A 16,911-nucleotide genomic window follows, 5' to 3' on the forward strand; every position below is an offset into this window, starting at 1 on the left:
AAGGGCGGCGTCGCAGACACCGCCCCGCTTAACACCAATGCGAAAGAGTCAGGCCGCCTGCTCGGCGGGCTTCGGTGTCGCCGAAAAGGTGAACACCCCGTCTTCAACGCCGATCTTGAGCTCCATGTCGGTCATCCGCGCCAGAATGCCGGTATAGAACGGCTGGATGCCGCGGGCGTCCACACCGCCCTCAGGATTGCCGAACAGCAGCTCCTCGACCCCTGACGGCATCAGCGTCTTCTGCCGCTTTTCGGGGTCCGAGGTGGACACCAGCGTGAATACTTCTTCACCCGCTGCCCCATCTATCTTCGCCGTCACCAGCCCGCCCCGCGGCACCGCCATGGTGGCGATCAGCAGCATGTTCATGAACAGCTTTGCCTTGTGCTTGGGCAGAAGGATCAGCGGCACCTGCCAGTCGAGGTCGGATTTCTCGATCTCGAACAGCAGCCGCGCCACACGTTCGCATTCACGGGTATCGAAATCGGTGCCGGCCGTAGAAGAGGCGCCATAGGCCAGCCGGGCAAACTCGAGCTTGTTCCGCGCCTGCTTGGCCGAATTCGCGATGAGTTCCTGCGCGCCCTCGGCCATCGCCGTTTGCGTCGGGTCGCCAAGTACTTCGAGACCATTGCCGATCGCCCCGACCGGGTTGATCAGGTCGTGACACACGCGCGAGCACAGCATCGCCGCGAGATCGGTCGCCTTCAGCTCGATGATATCCGCCATAGCCCGTCGCCTTGTCCAAGAGAATCACTTCGGCGAAACAATAGTGGATTTCCGCCACCGGCCAAGCCGCCTTGCCTGTCCACTACTGTTCGGCAGCGCTCTCAAGCGCTTCCGCTGTGCTCGCTTCCTCACCGACCAACTGGTCGGACAGCTCTTCCCAGTTTTCAGCCGCGCGCCTACGGGCGGAGGCGCGAGCCACGAGAAAAGCTTCGCGGTTGGCGACAGAGTAGAACAGATAGAGTTTGGCCTGGTCGATCAGATAGAGCCGGGCCTTGCCGTCGGACAGGAAACCGCGGCTCAGGCTCATCGCGCAGTGACCGCCAAACTGCGGAGCGTAGATTTCTGGGTGCCGCGTAAAGACGTCGCGATTGGCGGCCGATGAAAAAAACCACGGCACACCGCCCCAGTCGACGCTGAAGGCCGGGTCCCCGAGGCGCGGATCGGCTTCGACGAAATAGCTGACCGGATCATAGCCTTCCAGCGCCACGCCGGTGAGCGGATCGGTGACAATTGCGGTCACCAGAGGTTGGGCGCGTGCAAAAAGAGGCGCCAGCAGCCCCCCGAGCAGCATCACCGCAGCCGTCCGACGGCTTATGGTTAAGATTTGTTTACGCTTTTGCCGCATGATCGCCGCCTTGAGGGCCTAGCCTGATTGTTCAGGTTGGACCGGATACGGCACAGCTTGCCCACACCGGGGTAAGCACGACGTAAATGGCTGCACCAACCACCAGTTTAGCCCGCGGAGTCTCCGAATGATCGATCGTATGGTCTTCATCATCCTCGCCACCTTCCTGGTGCTCAGCGCCGCGACGCTCGCGATCGCGCCGACCCTGGCCTACGCGCAGTCCAGCAACGGCTCGGTGTCCGACACCTATTCGGGCGACGAATTGGTCGCCAAGGGCGGCGCCTTTTTCGGCTCCGTCGCCCAGGGCCTCGCGTCGCTGGTCGAACGTGCCGTCAGCCAGTTCGGTCTGCCCAATGCATATATCCTCGGCGAGGAAGCCGGCGGCGCCATTTTCGCGGGGGCCCGCTACGGCGAAGGCACGATGTTCACCCGCAATCAGGGCGAGCACCCCGTCTACTGGCAGGGCCCGACGATCGGCCTCGACTTTGGTGGCGATGGCTCCAAAGTGATGATGCTGGTCTACAACCTCAACAGCATAAGCGACGTCTATGGCCGCTACCCCGGCGTCGACGGTTCTGCCTATGCGCTCGGCGGGCTCGGCATGACCGTCATTAAATATGGCGACGTCGTCATGGTGCCCATTCGCTCGGGTGTCGGCGCCCGCCTCGGCGTCAATGTCGGCTACCTCAAGTTCACCCAGCAGCCGACCTGGAACCCCTTCTGATCGACCATATCGGGCAAGGTCCGGGCAAGGTGTCACAGCCATTCAGCGAGCATTCACGTGTGTAGCGTTGAGATGGCAATTCGGTAGTAACGCCGTCGCAAAGCTGGATCGTGACGGCGCCTGCGTGATCCGGTAAGGTTACTGACTGGCAAACATGGCCCGGTTCGGCCCTGCCTGCCATTCTGGTGGCCCGTCGCCTCCGGCCTTGGTGCGCGCGTACTCGCGGAACAGTGCTATGCTCGTTGAAAACATTATGTATTTCGTGCTTGGCCTGCTCGTTTCGGGGCTATTAGCACTTATCATCATGCCTGCCGTGTGGAAGCGCGCTGTCCGCCTCACCAAGAAACGGATCGAGGCTGCGACCCCGATTACCATGGCAGAATTTCGCGCCGACAAGGATCAGCTGCGCGCCGAGTTCGCGCTGTCGACCCGGCGCCTCGAGATGAATGTCGAGGCGCTGCGCCGCCGCCTCGCCGATCAGCTGCGCGACATCAACCGCAAGAAATCCGAGCTTGGCGGCATACAGGGCGAGCGCGACAGCCACCTGCAGATCGTTCGCGAGCTCGAAGAACGCGAGGGCGACTTGCGCCGCCGCGTGCTGGAGCTCGAAAAGGAAAGCGCCGATCTCAACCAGAAACTGCGTATGCGCGACCGCGAACTGGGCGAAAAGACCAGCCAGTTGGAAGATGCCCGCGAAACCATCCGCGGCAACACGCCCCGCGCCTTCGCGCTCGACGGGAAGTCGATCAGCGGCGACTACAATGCAGCCGTCGACAGCCTGCTCCAGCACATCGAGACCGAACGCAAGCGCCTGAAGTTCGTGGAGGAGCAGAACCGCTCGCTCATCGCCCAGTTGGAAACGACCACCGACCGAAATGCCGAGGTCAATACCGACGCGGCAGAGCTGCGAGAAAAGCTAGCCGAAAGTGCCGATGCCGCGGCTGCAGCCGGTTCGGAACTGGTGGCTGCAGAGGCGCGCATCGCCGATGCCGAGGACCGTGTCAGCCACCTGCTCTCCGAGACCACCAGGATCGTCGACGAGGGTGAAGAAAAGCGTGACATGCTGCTGGCAGAGAAGCTGTCGATCGAGGAGGAGATGGAAAAACTGCGCACCCAGATCGCCGATGTGGAACACACGGTCATGGCGGACTGGAACAGCGAGCGCCTGGAGCAGGCCCATCTGCGCGAGCGCCTGAACGACATCGCATCAGATGTCAGCCGAATTGTTTTTGCGCTCGAGGGCAATGGCTTCCAGGACAACGAGGAGAGCCTGTTCGACCGGGTACAAAAGTTCGCCACCGAAGCCGAACTGGAACCGGCGGAGACGGCCGATTTCCGCGGCCCCAATCCGCGCCAGGCCGACGAGCATGCCGTGTCGGACCGGCTGAAAGCCCTCCGCCAGCTACATCAGGGCGAATAGCCTATTCGCTGACCACCGGGATTTCGCGCACCATTTCGCCCGTCTTGCCGTCGAAGATCCGCACACTGGTCAAGGTACCCATCTGATAGGTCACCGTGACTTTTCCATCGGCCGCCACGGCTGATACCACCTGCCCACCGTCGGGAATTTTCAGGGCCGCGATAACATAGTCGCCGCCGGCCTCGGCACCGCTATTCTGCGAGCTGCGGTAGACAAGGGCGCCACCGATGGCCATAAGCCCGACGACGAGCAGACCGACCGACACCATGAAGGACCGGCGCGCACGGGTCAGAACCCGATGTGCCTCCGGCGTGATCTCGGGTTCAGGTCCTAAATCTTGAGGATCGCTCATGCAGGTGTCATCCGACGAGGACATGGAATGGGAAGTTGCCATTGAGGCCGCTGACGCCGGTGGCCGGCTCGATGCCGTCCTTGCCCGCGCCCTGCCCGCCTTTTCGCGCAACCGGATCAAGGACCTGATACTGGCCGGAGCCGTCACGATCAATGGCGCAGCGGCAACGACACCGAACTATCGCGTGAAAACCGGCGAGATCCTCGTTCTGACTGCCCCCGAGCCGGTTGATGCCGAGCCCGAACCCGAGAACATCCCGCTCGCGATCTTGTATGAGGATGAGCAGTTGCTCGTCATCGACAAGCCGGTCGGCATGGTCGTTCATCCCGCGCCGGGCAATACCTCCGGCACGCTGGTCAATGCCGTGCTCTATCACTGCGGCAACAGCCTGAGCGGCATCGGTGGCGTGCGCCGGCCCGGAATTGTCCATAGGCTCGACAAGGACACTTCGGGCGTCATGGTCGTTGCCAAAACCGAGCACGCACACGCCCACCTGTCGGATCAGTTCGCCGATCATGGCCGCACCGGCCCGCTGCACCGCGCCTATCTCGCCTGGGTCTGGGGCCGCACAGAGCAGGCCAGCGGCAGCGTCGACGAACCCTTGGGGCGCGACCCGGCCAACCGGCTCAAGCAGGCCATCCGGTCCGACGGTCGCGTCGCAATAACCCACTACGCCGTCGAAGCGCGCTTCGGTGATGACGGCTGGGATGTCACTCGCATCCGCTGCATGCTCGAAACCGGCCGCACCCACCAGATTCGCGTTCACCTCGCCTCGCTCGGGCATCCTCTGGTCGCCGATCAGGTTTATGGTTCTGGTTACGCAACCAAGTCCCGTCGCCTGCCGGATGCCGCGCGACTTGCGGTCGACGGATTGGGGCGACAGGCGCTGCACGCGGCAGAACTCGAATTCGAGCATCCGATCACCGGCGAGACCATGTCATTCACCTCGCCCCTGCCACCGGATTTGCAGCTTTTGCAAGACGAACTGCAACCTTACGACCGCGCTGCAACCAGTTAGTCACCATGCCGGAACTTGAGCGGCCAAAAACCGTTCAACTTGCGGTGTCGGGGGGTCTTAAAATGGCCCAAACGCATCCTATATATAACGTCCGGCAGCCGTGTGCCGCGACATGGACACGACCTGCCTTATCTGCCCGCAAGGGGGAAAGCTGAGAGGGTGCACTATGGCCCAAACAAATCTGCCTGTCCTATCCGCTGAAGGCGGCCTTAGCCGCTATCTGCAGGAAATCCGCAAGTTTCCCATGCTGGAGCCGGACGAGGAATTCATGCTCGCCAAGCGCTACAAGGAGCATGAGGATCCTGGCGCTGCCCAGCGCCTGATCACGTCACACCTGCGGCTCGTGGCCAAGATCGCCATGGGCTATCGCGGCTATGGTCTGCCGATTTCGGAAGTCATTTCCGAAGGCAATGTCGGCCTCATGCATGCGGTGAAGCGTTTTGAGCCCGATAAAGGGTTCCGCCTCGCCACATATGCGATGTGGTGGATCCGCGCTGCAATTCAGGAATACGTTCTGCGCTCGTGGAGCCTCGTCAAGATCGGCACCACGGCGGCACAAAAGCGCCTGTTCTTCAACCTGCGCCGGATCAAGGGCCAGATCGCTGCGCTGGAAGACGGCAATCTGCATCCCGATCAGATCAAGCAGATCGCGACGACGCTGAAGGTCACCGAAGACGACGTCGTTTCGATGAACCAGCGCCTCTCCGGCGATACCTCACTCAACGCGCCGATGCGTGCTGACGAAGGCACATCCGAGTGGCAGGACTGGCTGGTCGATGACACACCGGATCAGGAAACCACGCTCGGCAATTCTGAGGAATACAACGAGCGCATGGGCCTGCTGACCGATGCGATGGGCGACCTCAACGAGCGCGAAAAGGCCATCTTCCAGGCCCGGCGCCTGAAGGAAGATCCCTCGACGCTCGAAGAGCTGGCGCAGGTCTATAACGTCAGCCGCGAGCGCATCCGCCAGATCGAGGTGCGGGCGTTCGAAAAGGTGCAGGAGGCCGTGCAGTCTGCGGCCCGAGAAAAATCGGGCGAAGCCGCCTGAGGTAAAAGTTATGCCGGCCCGGTGCAAAGCCGGGCCGATTTGCTGTCAGGATGACGACAGTGCCGCAATCAGTGCGGACAGGCTTTCGCGTTGCAGGATCAGTAGCCACGGGGCATCCGTTTCCGGCACAATGCGGAACGGCCCATCGATCGCCGTGTTCGAGCTGCCCAGCCGCCCGCCTGGAGCCAGTGTCAGCCCGTCCAACGCATGCACGAGACCCTCCGAGTGCGAGAAGTGGATCGGCACCACCGGGTGCACCGAGACGCGCTGACCCGCGCCGACCGCGAAGTCGAACGGCCCACGCAACGCCACGATCACATCCTGTTCGGCAACGAGAATGATCTTGCGCTCGCCCGCCTGCCGCGTCACCGCGTCGAGCGCCGCCAGCGTGTGATCGAAGCGCCCGCCGGTCATGCCGACCGCCACGGTGACAGGCGCCTGCGTCGAATAAAGCGACTTGTCGAAGTCGGTGGTTTCCTGCTCGGCGATGCGCAGCAGTCGCGTCGTTTCCGGCCAGTCTGATGCACCGACAGAATCGAAATCGCCGATGATCATCTCGGGCATCAACCCGGCCGCTACGATCGTATCGGCCCCGCCGTCGGCACCGACCAGATGCCCGCCATTTGCCGCAAGTTGTTGTAAACTCTCAAGATCGACGTTCCCGCCGCCGACGATGATCAGCAGCCCATCAAATATCGTGACGGAAGCTTTGCTCAAGTCATCTTGCGTCACAGGGGAACTCTGTCTATCTGTCAGGTGTCTCGCTGGGGTGTTCCGGGGTTCCGGAGCTGAGAGTTACCCATTGAACCTGAACCAGGTCATGCTGGCGGAGGAAGTTCGAGATGGCAAGGGCGCATCCATGCGCCCAAACCATGCGTTCCCCCTTCAATACATGGCCATCAACCGAAGGAGAACGTCATGCGTTCTGTTATGCACTTCGCGTTGGCGGCATTACTCGGCGCGTCCGCGCTGCCCGCCATTGCCCAGGACAAACCGGTCCTGAACGTCTACGCCTATGAGAGCTTTGCGACCGAGTGGGGCCCCGGCCCGGCCATTGCAGAAGGCTTTGAAGCAGCCTGCGACTGCACCTTGGAGTTCACAACTTCAGCAGATGCCATCTCGACCCTCCGCAAGTTGCAGCTCGAAGGCAAAACAACCACTGCCGATGTCGTTATCGGTCTCGACACGGCGACGGCCGGCGAGGCGCGCGCCACCGGCCTTTTCGCCCCGCACGGGCTCGACTTCCCCGATCTCGCCCTGCCGGAAACCTGGGACGACCCCGAGTTCGTGCCCTTCGACTATGGCTTCTTCGCCTTTGTCTACGACAAGGACCGGCTGGAAACCCCGCCGACATCCTTCGAGGCGCTGATTGCCGAACCGGATGATTTCAAGATCGTCATTCAGGACCCGCGCTCCTCGACGCCCGGACTTGGGCTGGTCATGTGGATCGCCGCGGCTTACGGCGACCGTGCCCCGGAGATATGGGAAGGTCTGAAGCCCCACGTGCTGACCGTCACCCGCGGCTGGTCGGAATCCTACAGCCTGTTCCTCGACGGTCAGGCCGACATGGTGCTCAGCTACACGACCTCCCCCGCCTACCACGCGGTAGACGAGGACGATGACAGCTACGCCTATGCACCCTTCGAGGAGGGCTTTGTGCCTCAGATCGAGGTGGCCGGTCTTGTGGCCAGCTCCGACCAGCAGGAGCTGGGCAAGCAGTTCCTTGCCTATCTCATGACCCCTGAGGCTCAGAGCGTCATCCCGACCACCAACTGGATGTATCCGGTCATCGATCTTGGGGATGCCCTGCCCGACGCATTCGCCGGCGCTCCGGACAATGTCATCGCCATCGATGAGGACACCATCGCCAGCGAGAGCCGCGGCTGGGTTGATGATGCCATCACCGCACTTCAATAGCGCAGTGCTGCCGCCACGACCGTTCCGGCTTCTCGCCGGGGCGGTCGTGGCCGCTAGCGTCGGTGTGTTGATCGCCGTCGTCATCGGCGCCATTCTGCGCGCCGCTGCCGACCACCCGGCGGCATACGCCAGCCGCATCGACCTTTGGCATCTGTTGCGGATGACCACTATCCAAGCGGGGCTGACGACAGTGCTCTCGCTGGTCGTCGGGATCGCGCTCGCCTGGGCGTTGAACCGCCTGCGCTTTCCCGGGCGCGACATGATCGTGGGCCTCTTCGCCTCGGCCATCGTCACGCCCGGCATCGTCGTCGCATTCGGCCTGCTTGCCGTCTGGGGACGTGCCGGCTGGGCGAGCGAGATCTGGCAGGCCCTGACTGGCGAGGCGCTGAACGTGCCGATATTTGGCCTCGCCGGTATCGTCGCCGCGCATGTCATCCTCGATGGCACATTTGCCGCCAGGGTGCTGCTCGCCCGGCTCGACAACGTGCCGGAACGGCGCCTCAAGACCGGTCAGTCGCTCGACCTGAATGCCTGGCAGCGCTTCACCATCATCGATTGGCCGATGCTGCGCGGCGCCTTGCCCGGCCTTGGCGCCATCGTCTTCATGCTGGCCTTCACCAGTTTCCCCATCGTGCTGCTGCTCGGCGGCGGCCCCGCCAACCAGACGCTGGAAGTGGCGATCTACACCGCCGCCAGTCTCGATTTCGACCTGACCGGCGCAGTGCGGCTGGCCATGACACAGATCGCCGTGTGCTCGGTCATCATCCTTGCCAGCGCAGCGTTTTCGCCTGTGTCTGCCACCATCGGCCGTTCCCCGCCGACACGTTGGCGGGACGGCACAGCGGCGCGCAGCCTGCAGTGGCTGGTGCTCATCGCCTCTACCATCGGGTTTGTCGCTCCGCTGCTGGCGGTGCTCGCCGATGGCCTCGGGCCCCATGTTCTGGAGCTTGTGACCCGCGAGAGCTTCCGCCTGTCGCTGCTGACCAGCCTGGCGATCGGCACTGCCTCGGCCTGCCTGACCCTGCTGCTCGCATTGATCGTCGGGCTCGGCCGGGCAGCAGCCCCCGGGCGCCTCACCCGCATCATCTTCGGCGCGCCAGCCTATGCCTATCTCGCAGTGCCGGCGGTGGTGCTGGCGCTCGGCTTTTTCCTCTTCGTGCGCGAACTCGGCATCGCCCCTGCACTGGCGGCGCCGGTGATCGTGGTGATCGCCAATGCGCTGCTGTCACTCCCTTTCGCCCTGGCCACCCTGGGTCCGCCGCTCGATGCCATCGTGCGCAGCCGCGGTCGTCTGGTCCGAGCGCTCGGCCTCAGCAGCTGGCGCCAGTTCACCGATGTCGAATATCCGCTCATCGGCCGTGACATCGGCCTAGTCATCGCGCTCGGCTTCTGCTTTTCGCTCGGCGACCTTGGCGTCATCGCCCTGTTCGGCACGCAGGACTTCCAGACTCTCCCCTTGCTGATGTACCGCGCGCTCGGCGGCTACCGCAGCAATGACGCCGCAACGATTGCTGCGCTGTTGCTGATCCTCACCATTGCCGCCTTCATCCTGCTGCCACGCCTGTTCACGAGGTCCACCAATGCTCCGGCTTGATCACCTGACCTATGCCCATCCGGGGCAGGCCTCCGGCTATAGTTTTACGCTCGAAGCGGCGCCAGGCGAGGTCACCGCAGTGTCGGGCCCCAGCGGCTCGGGCAAGTCGACCCTGCTCGATCTCATCGCCGGCTTTCTTGCGCCGACGGGTGGAACGCTGACGCTCGACGGAACCAGCCTGATCCCCCAGCCCCCCGAACACCGTCCGGTGTCGATCCTGTTCCAGTCAGACGCCCTGTTCGAGCATCTGACGGCTGGTCGCAACATCGCGCTGGGTCTGCCGCCGGGAACACCGAAGGCGACGCGCCAGGACCGCGTTACCGCCGCGCTCGCCGAAGTCGGCCTGCCCGATGTCGCAAGACAACGGGCGGAAACTCTCTCCGGTGGTGAAAAGCAGCGTGTGGCGCTCGCCCGCACCCTGCTGCGCGATCGTCCGATATTGTTGCTCGACGAACCCTTTTCGGCACTGGACGATGCCACACGCAGCTCGGCGCGCGATCTGGTGCGCGGTCTCACCACACAACACGGCTGGATTACCATTCTCGTTAGCCACTACGCCGATGACATCGAGGCCCTGGCCACAAAGCGCTATGCCATCGTCGACCGCCAGCTGGTGCATGAAGCCCAATAGCAAAACGGCCCCGACAAAGCGGGGCCGTTCGCCAGATCAGATGGGCCAGCTGAAATCAGTTGCTGGCTTCGGCATTCCAGGAGCCGACGACATCCTTGAACATCGCCTCGGCAGTGTCGTCCTTTTCGAGCGTGATGATCGCCCGCTTGCCGGTAGCGTAGATGAGCGCCAGATCGATCCACTTGCGATCGGCCAGAAGCGAGGTGTTGGCCGAAATGTCGTCAGGCGACGCGCTGAGCGCGAACAGGAACGAGTTGCCGACGACACGGGCTGAGGCGCCAACCAGCGGCACGCCCTGAACGAGCTCCTCGTTCTTCAGCAGCACACCAGGCAGGCCCGCGATCGAACCGCCGATAAAGGCGTCCGACACCCGGAAATTGACTTCCATCAGGTGGCTCGCCGGCAGGCTCGGATCCGAATTCTTGCGGATCAGGATATCGACACCGAGGTTGCGCGCCGGGATCGAGGCCTTGCCCACGATAGTCGGCAGGCCGCGCTCGTCCGTCCCCTTGGACCAGTCGACAGTGCCCGAAAAGGGAACCGTAACGCCGGTATCGGCGCGTTCGAGCAGCAGCGACTGGCTGCCTGCAGCGGTGGCCGGGTCAAGCGAGGCAACAGCCTGCTCTGCCGTCGCATCTTCACCGTCATCGGCGGCACCAAGCCGTTCCTCGGTCTTGCCCGGGTCGACAAGCGCCAGCGGCTCTGTGGTGCTCGCCGTCTGCTCTTCGGTCGGAGCAGGCTCGGGGCTCAGTCGCTCGGTCTGCTTCAACTCGGGCGCAGTCACATCGCGCACCGGCGGCGTATCCGTATTGCCCGGACCAGTAGCGGGTGCCTCAGCGGTGCCCTCAGGCGCAGTGGTCGGCGCGACCGCTGCAGACTGCGTCACCGGCGCGGAACTGCGTCCGAACAGTGCGTCGAGATCGACATAACCTTCGCGCCATGCCCAGAAACCGGCGCCACCGGCACCAATCAGCAGTACGGCAAAAACGATGAGGAACACCGTGACGGCGCCCATTCCCCCGCGGGTCCGCTCTGGGCGGGCAGCCGGGAAGGCGGCGGCGACGTCTTCGTCCTCGCTGCCTTTGCCGCGCTTGAACATGCCTTTCGCTGGCTTTTCAGCCTTTGGAGGCTTAGCAGCTTTGGGCGGCTTGGCAGTCTTCGGCGCACGAGCCGGTTTTTCAGCCTTGGGAGGCTTGGCAGGCTTACCGCGACGCTGATCCACGAAGCCGCCGAGCAGCGGCGCACTCGCACCGACATCGCCATCGTCGACATCGTCCTCGTCAACTTCACCCGTTTCGTAGGTCTCGTCGTCGTCCAGATCCTCGTCGTCATCATTGACGGCATGGAAATTGTGGTTGACCGCGTCACGCTCTTCCGGCTCGACTTGCGCCTCGCGATCAAGCGTTGCGATGGCCCGATCGATTGCACCCTGCGGATCGACCGCACCGTCATCCAACTCCGGGTCGAGATCGACTTCACGAACGGCCGACATGGCGGCGGGCACCGGCTCGTCGGCGAACAGCGCAATGGAGGCCGTCGCGGTACGGGCAGCGCCCTGCTGGCCCCCGCGGGCTGCGGGCTGCAGCCGCGGGCCCTGTTCGCGACGCGGCTCGATCGTCGGCCCGCGACGCGGCCCTTCGAACGGAGATGCGCCAAAGGCGGCCGTGCTGTTACGGGATTTGGCGGCTTCGGCGCGCGCTACGATGGACGGCAGTGGCCGACCACCGGATGGCCGCGGCGTGAACTGCGGGGCCTCAGCCTCTTCCGCTGCCTCGACCTCGTCCTCTATGCCCTCGGGCTCATCGAACGTCTCGGGCTCAGGATCCGGCTCCGCATGGCGCGACCGGTTGGTCGGCACCAGCTTAGGCACAGGCTTGCCCATTGGCTTGGCGTCTGATCGTCCGCCGCTGCGCGGTTTCGACTCAGGAGCCTCATCGGCGCTGGCATTGGCCGCGGCAATGATTTCCTCGATGCTGCCGCCGGCAGGCAGGGGGCGCCGGCTCTCTTTGCCCGAGGACGACTTCGCGGCTGCAGCAACCGGTGCACGCGCCACTGGCCGACCAGCGACTGGCGGCGGCGTAGCGGACTTGGGCTGTTCGAAATAGACCGGCGGCGGCGGGACATTGTCATCGCGATTGCCGAGACCGGCAATCACGGCTTCGCTCGCCTCCTGCTCGACCTGCCGAATGCAGTCCTCGAGCTGGAGGCGATGCGCAGTTATATCCCGCGCCGCAAGGGGCGGGTTAATTGCACGCAACTGGCCTACGAGAGCGGCACGGGCCTTCTCGTAGACGGCACGGCGAGCGGCGCCGTTGTTTTCGGGCAGTGCTTCGACCGCCCGCCGTAACAGCTCTTTGTAGTCAGCCATTCGTTACACGACACCCGTTATTTAGGGCTATTTCTAGCAAAAAAACTCAGTCTTGAAATGGGTCCTGCACCAGTATGGTGTCTTGCCGTTCGGGACTGGTGGACAACATGGCCACCGGCGCGCCGATCAACTCCTCGATATAGCGGACATATTTGACGGCCTGTGCCGGCAACTCTGCCCAACTCCTCGCACCCGCTGTCGTCTCGGACCACCCCTCAAGAGATTCGTAGATAGGCTTAGCAGCCGCTTGTGCCCCCATTGAGGCAGGCAAGTAGTCAATTTTTTGACCGTTCAGTTCGTATCCAACACAAACTTTGATCTCTTTGAGCCCATCGAGAACATCCAGTTTCGTCAGTGCGATGCCGTTTATCCCCGAGGTTTTGACGGTTTGGCGCACCAAAACGGCATCAAACCACCCGCAACGGCGCGGCCGGCCCGTATTGACACCTACCTCGCGGCCCACACTGGCAAGATGTTTGCCGATCTCGTCGTCGAGTTCACAGGGAAACGGGCCCTCGCCGACGCGAGTCGTATAGGCCTTGGTGATTCCCAGCACATAGCCGATGGCCGTCGGCCCCAGACCGGACCCGGCAGCGGCCTGACCGGCCACGGTGTTCGACGAGGTGACGAAGGGATAGGTGCCGTGATCATTGTCGAGCAGAGCGCCCTGGGCGCCCTCGAACAGGATCCGCGCGCCCGTCCGGCGCTGCTCGTCGAGCACCCGCCAGACCTGGTCGACAAACGGCAGGATCATCTCTGCAACGTCGAGCAGCTCTTTTTCCTGCGCCTCGGCACTGAGCTCGGGCAGCCCCATGCCACGGCGCAGCGCATTGTGGTGCGACAGCAGCCGCTCGATCTTGGGCATCAGCGTGTCTGGCTCGGCCAGATCGCAAACGCGAATGGCGCGCCGGCCGACCTTGTCTTCATAGGCCGGGCCGATGCCGCGTTTCGTGGTACCGATCTTGAGACCTGAATTGGCGTTCTCGCGCACTGCGTCGAGCTCGCGATGCAGGCTCAATATCAGCGGTGCATTGTCCGCGATCTTGAGATTTTCCGGGGTGATTTCCAGCCCCTGGCCGCGCAGCTTGGCGAGTTCCTCGACAAAGTGGTGCGGATCGACCACCACGCCATTGCCGATCACCGACAACTTGCCGCCGCGCACCACGCCCGACGGAATGAGCGCCGTCTTGTAGCTGACGCCATCCACCACCAGCGTATGGCCGGCATTGTGGCCGCCCTGATAGCGCACCACCACGTCGGCCCGCTCACTGAGCCAGTCGACGATCTTGCCCTTGCCCTCGTCACCCCATTGGCTGCCGACGACGATAACGTTTGCCATTGCGCTGAATGCCCCTCGCGTGCGAAGCCCCGACGGTAGACTGCGCTATCCGAGGGCCCAAGAAACCTGTCATGTCTGGCACCCGCCGGCTGGCTGAATCGCTTGAGTGATCGACCGGCAGTTGCGGAAGACCCATAAACCAGACCGTTCCTAATGACAAATGCTCCCGGTGCGCCATCTGACCGCGCCAGCTCCGGCCTCTTTTCTCAGCCCTATCTGATCCTTACGCTGACCAGCATGTTCTGGGGCGGCAATGTGGTCGCCTCTAAACTTGCCGTCGGTCATATCGATCCTTATGCGCTGATGCTGCTGCGCTGGGTCGGCGCGGTGCTGCTGATTTTGCCCTTCGCGCTGAAGCCGCTGCGCCGGGACTGGCCGGCGATGCGCCCCCGCTGGTGGCTCTATCTGTTCTATGGCGTCGTCGGGTTCGCGACCTTCAATGCCCTGCTCTATTTCGCCGCGCACCATACTTCGGGCGTCAATATGGCGCTCGAGCAGGTGGCGGTGAACATCTTCGTGCTGGCGATCAGCTTTGTGCTGTTCCGGACGCGCGTGAAGCCGCTGCAACTGTTCGGCATAGCGCTCACCATCCTGGGCGTGGCGCTGATTGCCAGCGCCGGCGACCTGACGCGGCTTGCCGCGCTGAAGATCAATATCGGCGACGGCATGGTCGTTCTGGCGTCCCTTGCCTATGCCATCTACACCGTCGCCACCCGCTGGAAGCCGCCCGCGCACTGGCTCAGCTTCTTTGTCGCCGCCGGCACAGGCGGCATCATCGGTTCGCTGTTCTATATCGCGATCTCGGCCCACGGCCTGACGGCCTTGCCCGCGCTCGTCACCAGCATTGATCAGCAGGGCTGGCTCATCGTGCTTTATACCGTGCTGTTCCCCTCGATCGGCTCGCAGATCCTGTTTGTGCGCGGGATCGAACTGATCGGCGCCAACCGCGCCAGCCTGTTCGTCAACCTGATCCCGCTGTTCGGCGCCGTGTTCTCCGTGCTGATCCTCGGCGAGCAGCCCCAGGGCTATCACCTCGTCGCCGCCGCGCTGATCGCCATCGGCATCGTGCTGGCCGAATGGGTGGCCCGGCGGGTGTGACAGCGCTCAGCGGCGCGCGATGCCGCCGCGCGCGATCAGCTTCAGCAGTACTGGCAGGCGCATGGCGAATGTCCCTTCCCTCTGTCACCGAAACGTCGTCGCATCGCTGGCGACACAGCAGCCGAAGCGCCACAGTGCGTCTCCGTGACGACCGCTGCCAGACCACTTTGTGTCTGCGTCCGGTTTTTCTATGTCCGCGCCACAATTCCTGCAGGACAGTCTAGCGCAGACTTCGATGGCGGGGATAACCCGACAGGCGCGCGTAGATGTCGGACGAGAAAAAGGCGGCCGGCAACGCTGCTGCCGACCGCCTCGAGTTGATGACGGCGCCGAAGCGCCGTGATGGCGCTTGCGCCTTAGAACATCACCGCTTTGGCCTGCTTCACGCCCTCGAGCTTGGCGATCTCTTCGAGCTGCTCCGCAGTGATGGTGCCATCGATCGACAGCAGCGCAATCGCGTCGCCGCCGACGTCGGACCGGCCAAGGTTGAAGTTGGCAATATTGACGCCGAGATTGCCGAGCAGCGTGCCGAGACGACCGATATGGCCGGGCCGGTCTTCGTTGGTGACATAGAGCATCGCCGGGGTGATCTCGGCATCCATGTTGATGCCCTTCACCTGGATGAAGCGCGGCTTGCCATTGGCGAACACAGTGCCGGCAACGCCCCGTTCCTGGCGCTCGGTAGTAACCGTCAGGCGGATATAGCCCTCATAGGCGCCCTGCTGATCCCGGGTCGTCGTTTCGACGGTGATGCCGCGGTCCTTGGCGATCTGCGGCGCCGACACGGTGTTGACGTCACCCAGCGACGGCTTCAGCACGCCATTGATCGCCGCAGCGACCATCGGCTTGGTGTTGAGCTGCGCCACGGTTCCTTCGAACTCGATCTTGATGCCCTTGATCGCCGTCTCGGTGAGCTGGCCGGCAAACGAGCCGAGCTGTTCCGCCAGCTTGACCCACGGCGTCAGGATCGGCGCCTCTTCGGCCGAAATCGACGGGAAGTTCAAGGCGTTGGTGATCTCGCCGCTGTTGAGATAGGCCGAAATCTGCTCGGCCACCTGCAGCGCCACGTTTTCCTGCGCTTCGGAGGTCGAGGCACCCAGATGCGGGGTGCAAATGACGTTGGGCAGCTCAAACAGCGGGTTTTCCTTGGCCGGTTCCTCGAGGAACACGTCCAGCGCCGCGCCGGCAACCTTGCCGGACTTCAGCGCATCGAAAAGCGCCGCCTCGTCGATGAGACCGCCGCGGGCGCAGTTGATGATCCGCACGCCGTCCTTGGCCTTGGCCAGCGCCTCGGCATTGATGATGTTGCGCGTCGCATCGATCAGCGGGGTGTGCAGGGTGATGAAATCGGCCCGGGCCAACAGCGTGTCGAGATCGACCTTCTCGACGCCGATGGCAACGGCGCGCTCGGGCGTCAGGAAGGGATCATAGGCGATCACCTTCATCTTCAGCCCCTGCGCGCGATCGGCGACGATCGAGCCGATGTTGCCCGCGCCAATCAGGCCGAGCGTCTTGTTGGTCACCTCGACGCCCATGAAGCGGTTTTTCTCCCACTTCGAGGCGCGGGTGGAGGCATCGGCCTCCGGGATCTGCCGGGCCAGCGACAGCATCAGCGAAATCGCGTGCTCGGCCGTCGTGATCGAATTGCCGAACGGGGTATTCATCACAATGATACCCTTCTTGGTCGCCGCGGGGATATCGACATTGTCGACACCGATGCCGGCGCGGCCAACGACCTTCAAATTCTTGGCCGCGCTGATGATTTTCTCGGTGACCTTGGTCGCCGAGCGGATCGCGAGGCCATCATACTGACCGATGACCTCGAACAGCTTGTCCTTGTCCTTGCCGAGGTCCGGCAGGTAGTCGACCTCGACATTATTGTCCTTGAAGATCTGCACAGCGGTGGGGCTGAGCTTGTCCGAAACGAGTACCTTGGGCATGTTTGCCACCTTTCTGCCGCGCAAAAACCGCGCGCATGAATGAAAACTGAAGGGAATGGAGCGCCGGCGGGCCGGCGGTCACCCCGCCCCGGGCACCCCGGGGCGAAAATG

The 16,911-nt window shown here is 63.3% G+C and carries 15 protein-coding genes and 1 riboswitch; of the genes, 8 read left to right on the plus strand and 7 right to left on the minus strand.

The window, feature by feature from the left end; all coding sequences use genetic code 11:
- Nucleotides 1-48 precede the first annotated feature (48 nt).
- On the minus strand, nt 49-723 hold the full coding sequence (locus ACN0TK_RS05315) for a histidine phosphotransferase family protein (protein ID WP_417308413.1): 675 nt from the start codon (nt 721-723) through the stop codon (nt 49-51).
- An 82-nt stretch (nt 724-805) separates the two neighbouring features.
- Nucleotides 806-1,294: a YHS domain-containing (seleno)protein gene (locus tag ACN0TK_RS05320; protein WP_417308450.1), complete on the minus strand. Its 489-nt coding sequence runs from the start codon at nt 1,292-1,294 to the stop codon at nt 806-808.
- Nucleotides 1,295-1,475: 181 nt separating this feature from the next.
- Here ACN0TK_RS05320 and ACN0TK_RS05325 point away from each other — a divergent pair, with 181 nt between their 5' ends.
- A complete protein-coding gene (locus tag ACN0TK_RS05325; protein ID WP_417308414.1) occupies nt 1,476-2,072 on the plus strand; it encodes a DUF1134 domain-containing protein in 597 nt (198 codons plus the stop codon).
- 235 nt (nt 2,073-2,307) lie between these two features.
- Nucleotides 2,308-3,492, plus strand: coding sequence for a hypothetical protein (locus tag ACN0TK_RS05330; RefSeq protein ID WP_417308415.1), 1,185 nt, complete (start codon nt 2,308-2,310; stop codon nt 3,490-3,492).
- Between the two features lies 1 nt (nt 3,493).
- Here ACN0TK_RS05330 and ACN0TK_RS05335 read toward each other — a convergent pair whose 3' ends face one another.
- Complete coding sequence (locus ACN0TK_RS05335; RefSeq protein ID WP_417308416.1) at nt 3,494-3,844, minus strand: hypothetical protein; 351 nt, start codon at nt 3,842-3,844, stop codon at nt 3,494-3,496.
- Here ACN0TK_RS05335 and ACN0TK_RS05340 point away from each other — a divergent pair.
- On the plus strand, nt 3,843-4,862 hold the full coding sequence (locus ACN0TK_RS05340) for an RluA family pseudouridine synthase (protein WP_417308417.1): 1,020 nt from the start codon (nt 3,843-3,845) through the stop codon (nt 4,860-4,862). The two genes, ACN0TK_RS05335 and ACN0TK_RS05340, sit on opposite strands and share 2 nt — an antisense overlap.
- A 166-nt stretch (nt 4,863-5,028) precedes the next feature.
- Nucleotides 5,029-5,913: an RNA polymerase sigma factor RpoH gene (gene rpoH / locus ACN0TK_RS05345; protein ID WP_417308418.1), complete on the plus strand. Its 885-nt coding sequence runs from the start codon at nt 5,029-5,031 to the stop codon at nt 5,911-5,913.
- Nucleotides 5,914-5,958: 45 nt separating this feature from the next.
- On the opposite strand, the gene ACN0TK_RS05350 is transcribed toward rpoH, so the two are convergent.
- Nucleotides 5,959-6,630: a thiamine diphosphokinase gene (locus tag ACN0TK_RS05350; protein ID WP_417308419.1), complete on the minus strand. Its 672-nt coding sequence runs from the start codon at nt 6,628-6,630 to the stop codon at nt 5,959-5,961.
- Between the two features lie 38 nt (nt 6,631-6,668).
- Nucleotides 6,669-6,765, plus strand: a riboswitch (TPP riboswitch).
- Nucleotides 6,766-6,831: 66 nt separating this feature from the next.
- On the opposite strand from ACN0TK_RS05350, the gene thiB reads away from it, so the two are divergent.
- Genes thiB through ACN0TK_RS05365 form a run of 3 tightly spaced genes read left to right on the plus strand, consistent with a single transcriptional unit; the run spans nt 6,832 to nt 10,055 of the window.
- A complete protein-coding gene (gene thiB, locus ACN0TK_RS05355; protein WP_417308420.1) occupies nt 6,832-7,830 on the plus strand; it encodes a thiamine ABC transporter substrate binding subunit in 999 nt (332 codons plus the stop codon).
- 46 nt (nt 7,831-7,876) lie between these two features.
- Nucleotides 7,877-9,424, plus strand: a complete 1,548-nt coding sequence (locus ACN0TK_RS05360; protein WP_417308421.1) for a hypothetical protein — start codon at nt 7,877-7,879, stop codon at nt 9,422-9,424.
- Nucleotides 9,411-10,055, plus strand: coding sequence for an ATP-binding cassette domain-containing protein (locus tag ACN0TK_RS05365; protein WP_417308422.1), 645 nt, complete (start codon nt 9,411-9,413; stop codon nt 10,053-10,055). The genes ACN0TK_RS05360 and ACN0TK_RS05365 overlap by 14 nt, the downstream gene beginning before the upstream one ends.
- A 55-nt stretch (nt 10,056-10,110) precedes the next feature.
- Here ACN0TK_RS05365 and ACN0TK_RS05370 read toward each other — a convergent pair whose 3' ends face one another.
- Entirely contained in the window at nt 10,111-12,423 is a 2,313-nt protein-coding gene (locus ACN0TK_RS05370; protein WP_417308423.1) for a hypothetical protein, read from the minus strand.
- 46 nt (nt 12,424-12,469) lie between these two features.
- Nucleotides 12,470-13,762, minus strand: coding sequence for an adenylosuccinate synthase (locus ACN0TK_RS05375; protein WP_417308424.1), 1,293 nt, complete (start codon nt 13,760-13,762; stop codon nt 12,470-12,472).
- A 153-nt stretch (nt 13,763-13,915) separates the two neighbouring features.
- Here ACN0TK_RS05375 and ACN0TK_RS05380 point away from each other — a divergent pair, with 153 nt between their 5' ends.
- Nucleotides 13,916-14,860: a DMT family transporter gene (locus tag ACN0TK_RS05380; RefSeq protein WP_417308425.1), complete on the plus strand. Its 945-nt coding sequence runs from the start codon at nt 13,916-13,918 to the stop codon at nt 14,858-14,860.
- Between the two features lie 356 nt (nt 14,861-15,216).
- On the opposite strand, the gene serA is transcribed toward ACN0TK_RS05380, so the two are convergent.
- Nucleotides 15,217-16,800 carry a phosphoglycerate dehydrogenase gene (serA, locus tag ACN0TK_RS05385; protein WP_417308426.1) on the minus strand — a complete coding sequence of 528 codons (1,584 nt, stop codon included), beginning with the start codon at nt 16,798-16,800 and terminating at the stop codon, nt 15,217-15,219.
- Nucleotides 16,801-16,911: the final 111 nt, after the last annotated feature.

The organism is Devosia sp. (assembly GCF_048261455.1).
Taxonomy (GTDB): domain Bacteria; phylum Pseudomonadota; class Alphaproteobacteria; order Rhizobiales; family Devosiaceae; genus Devosia_A.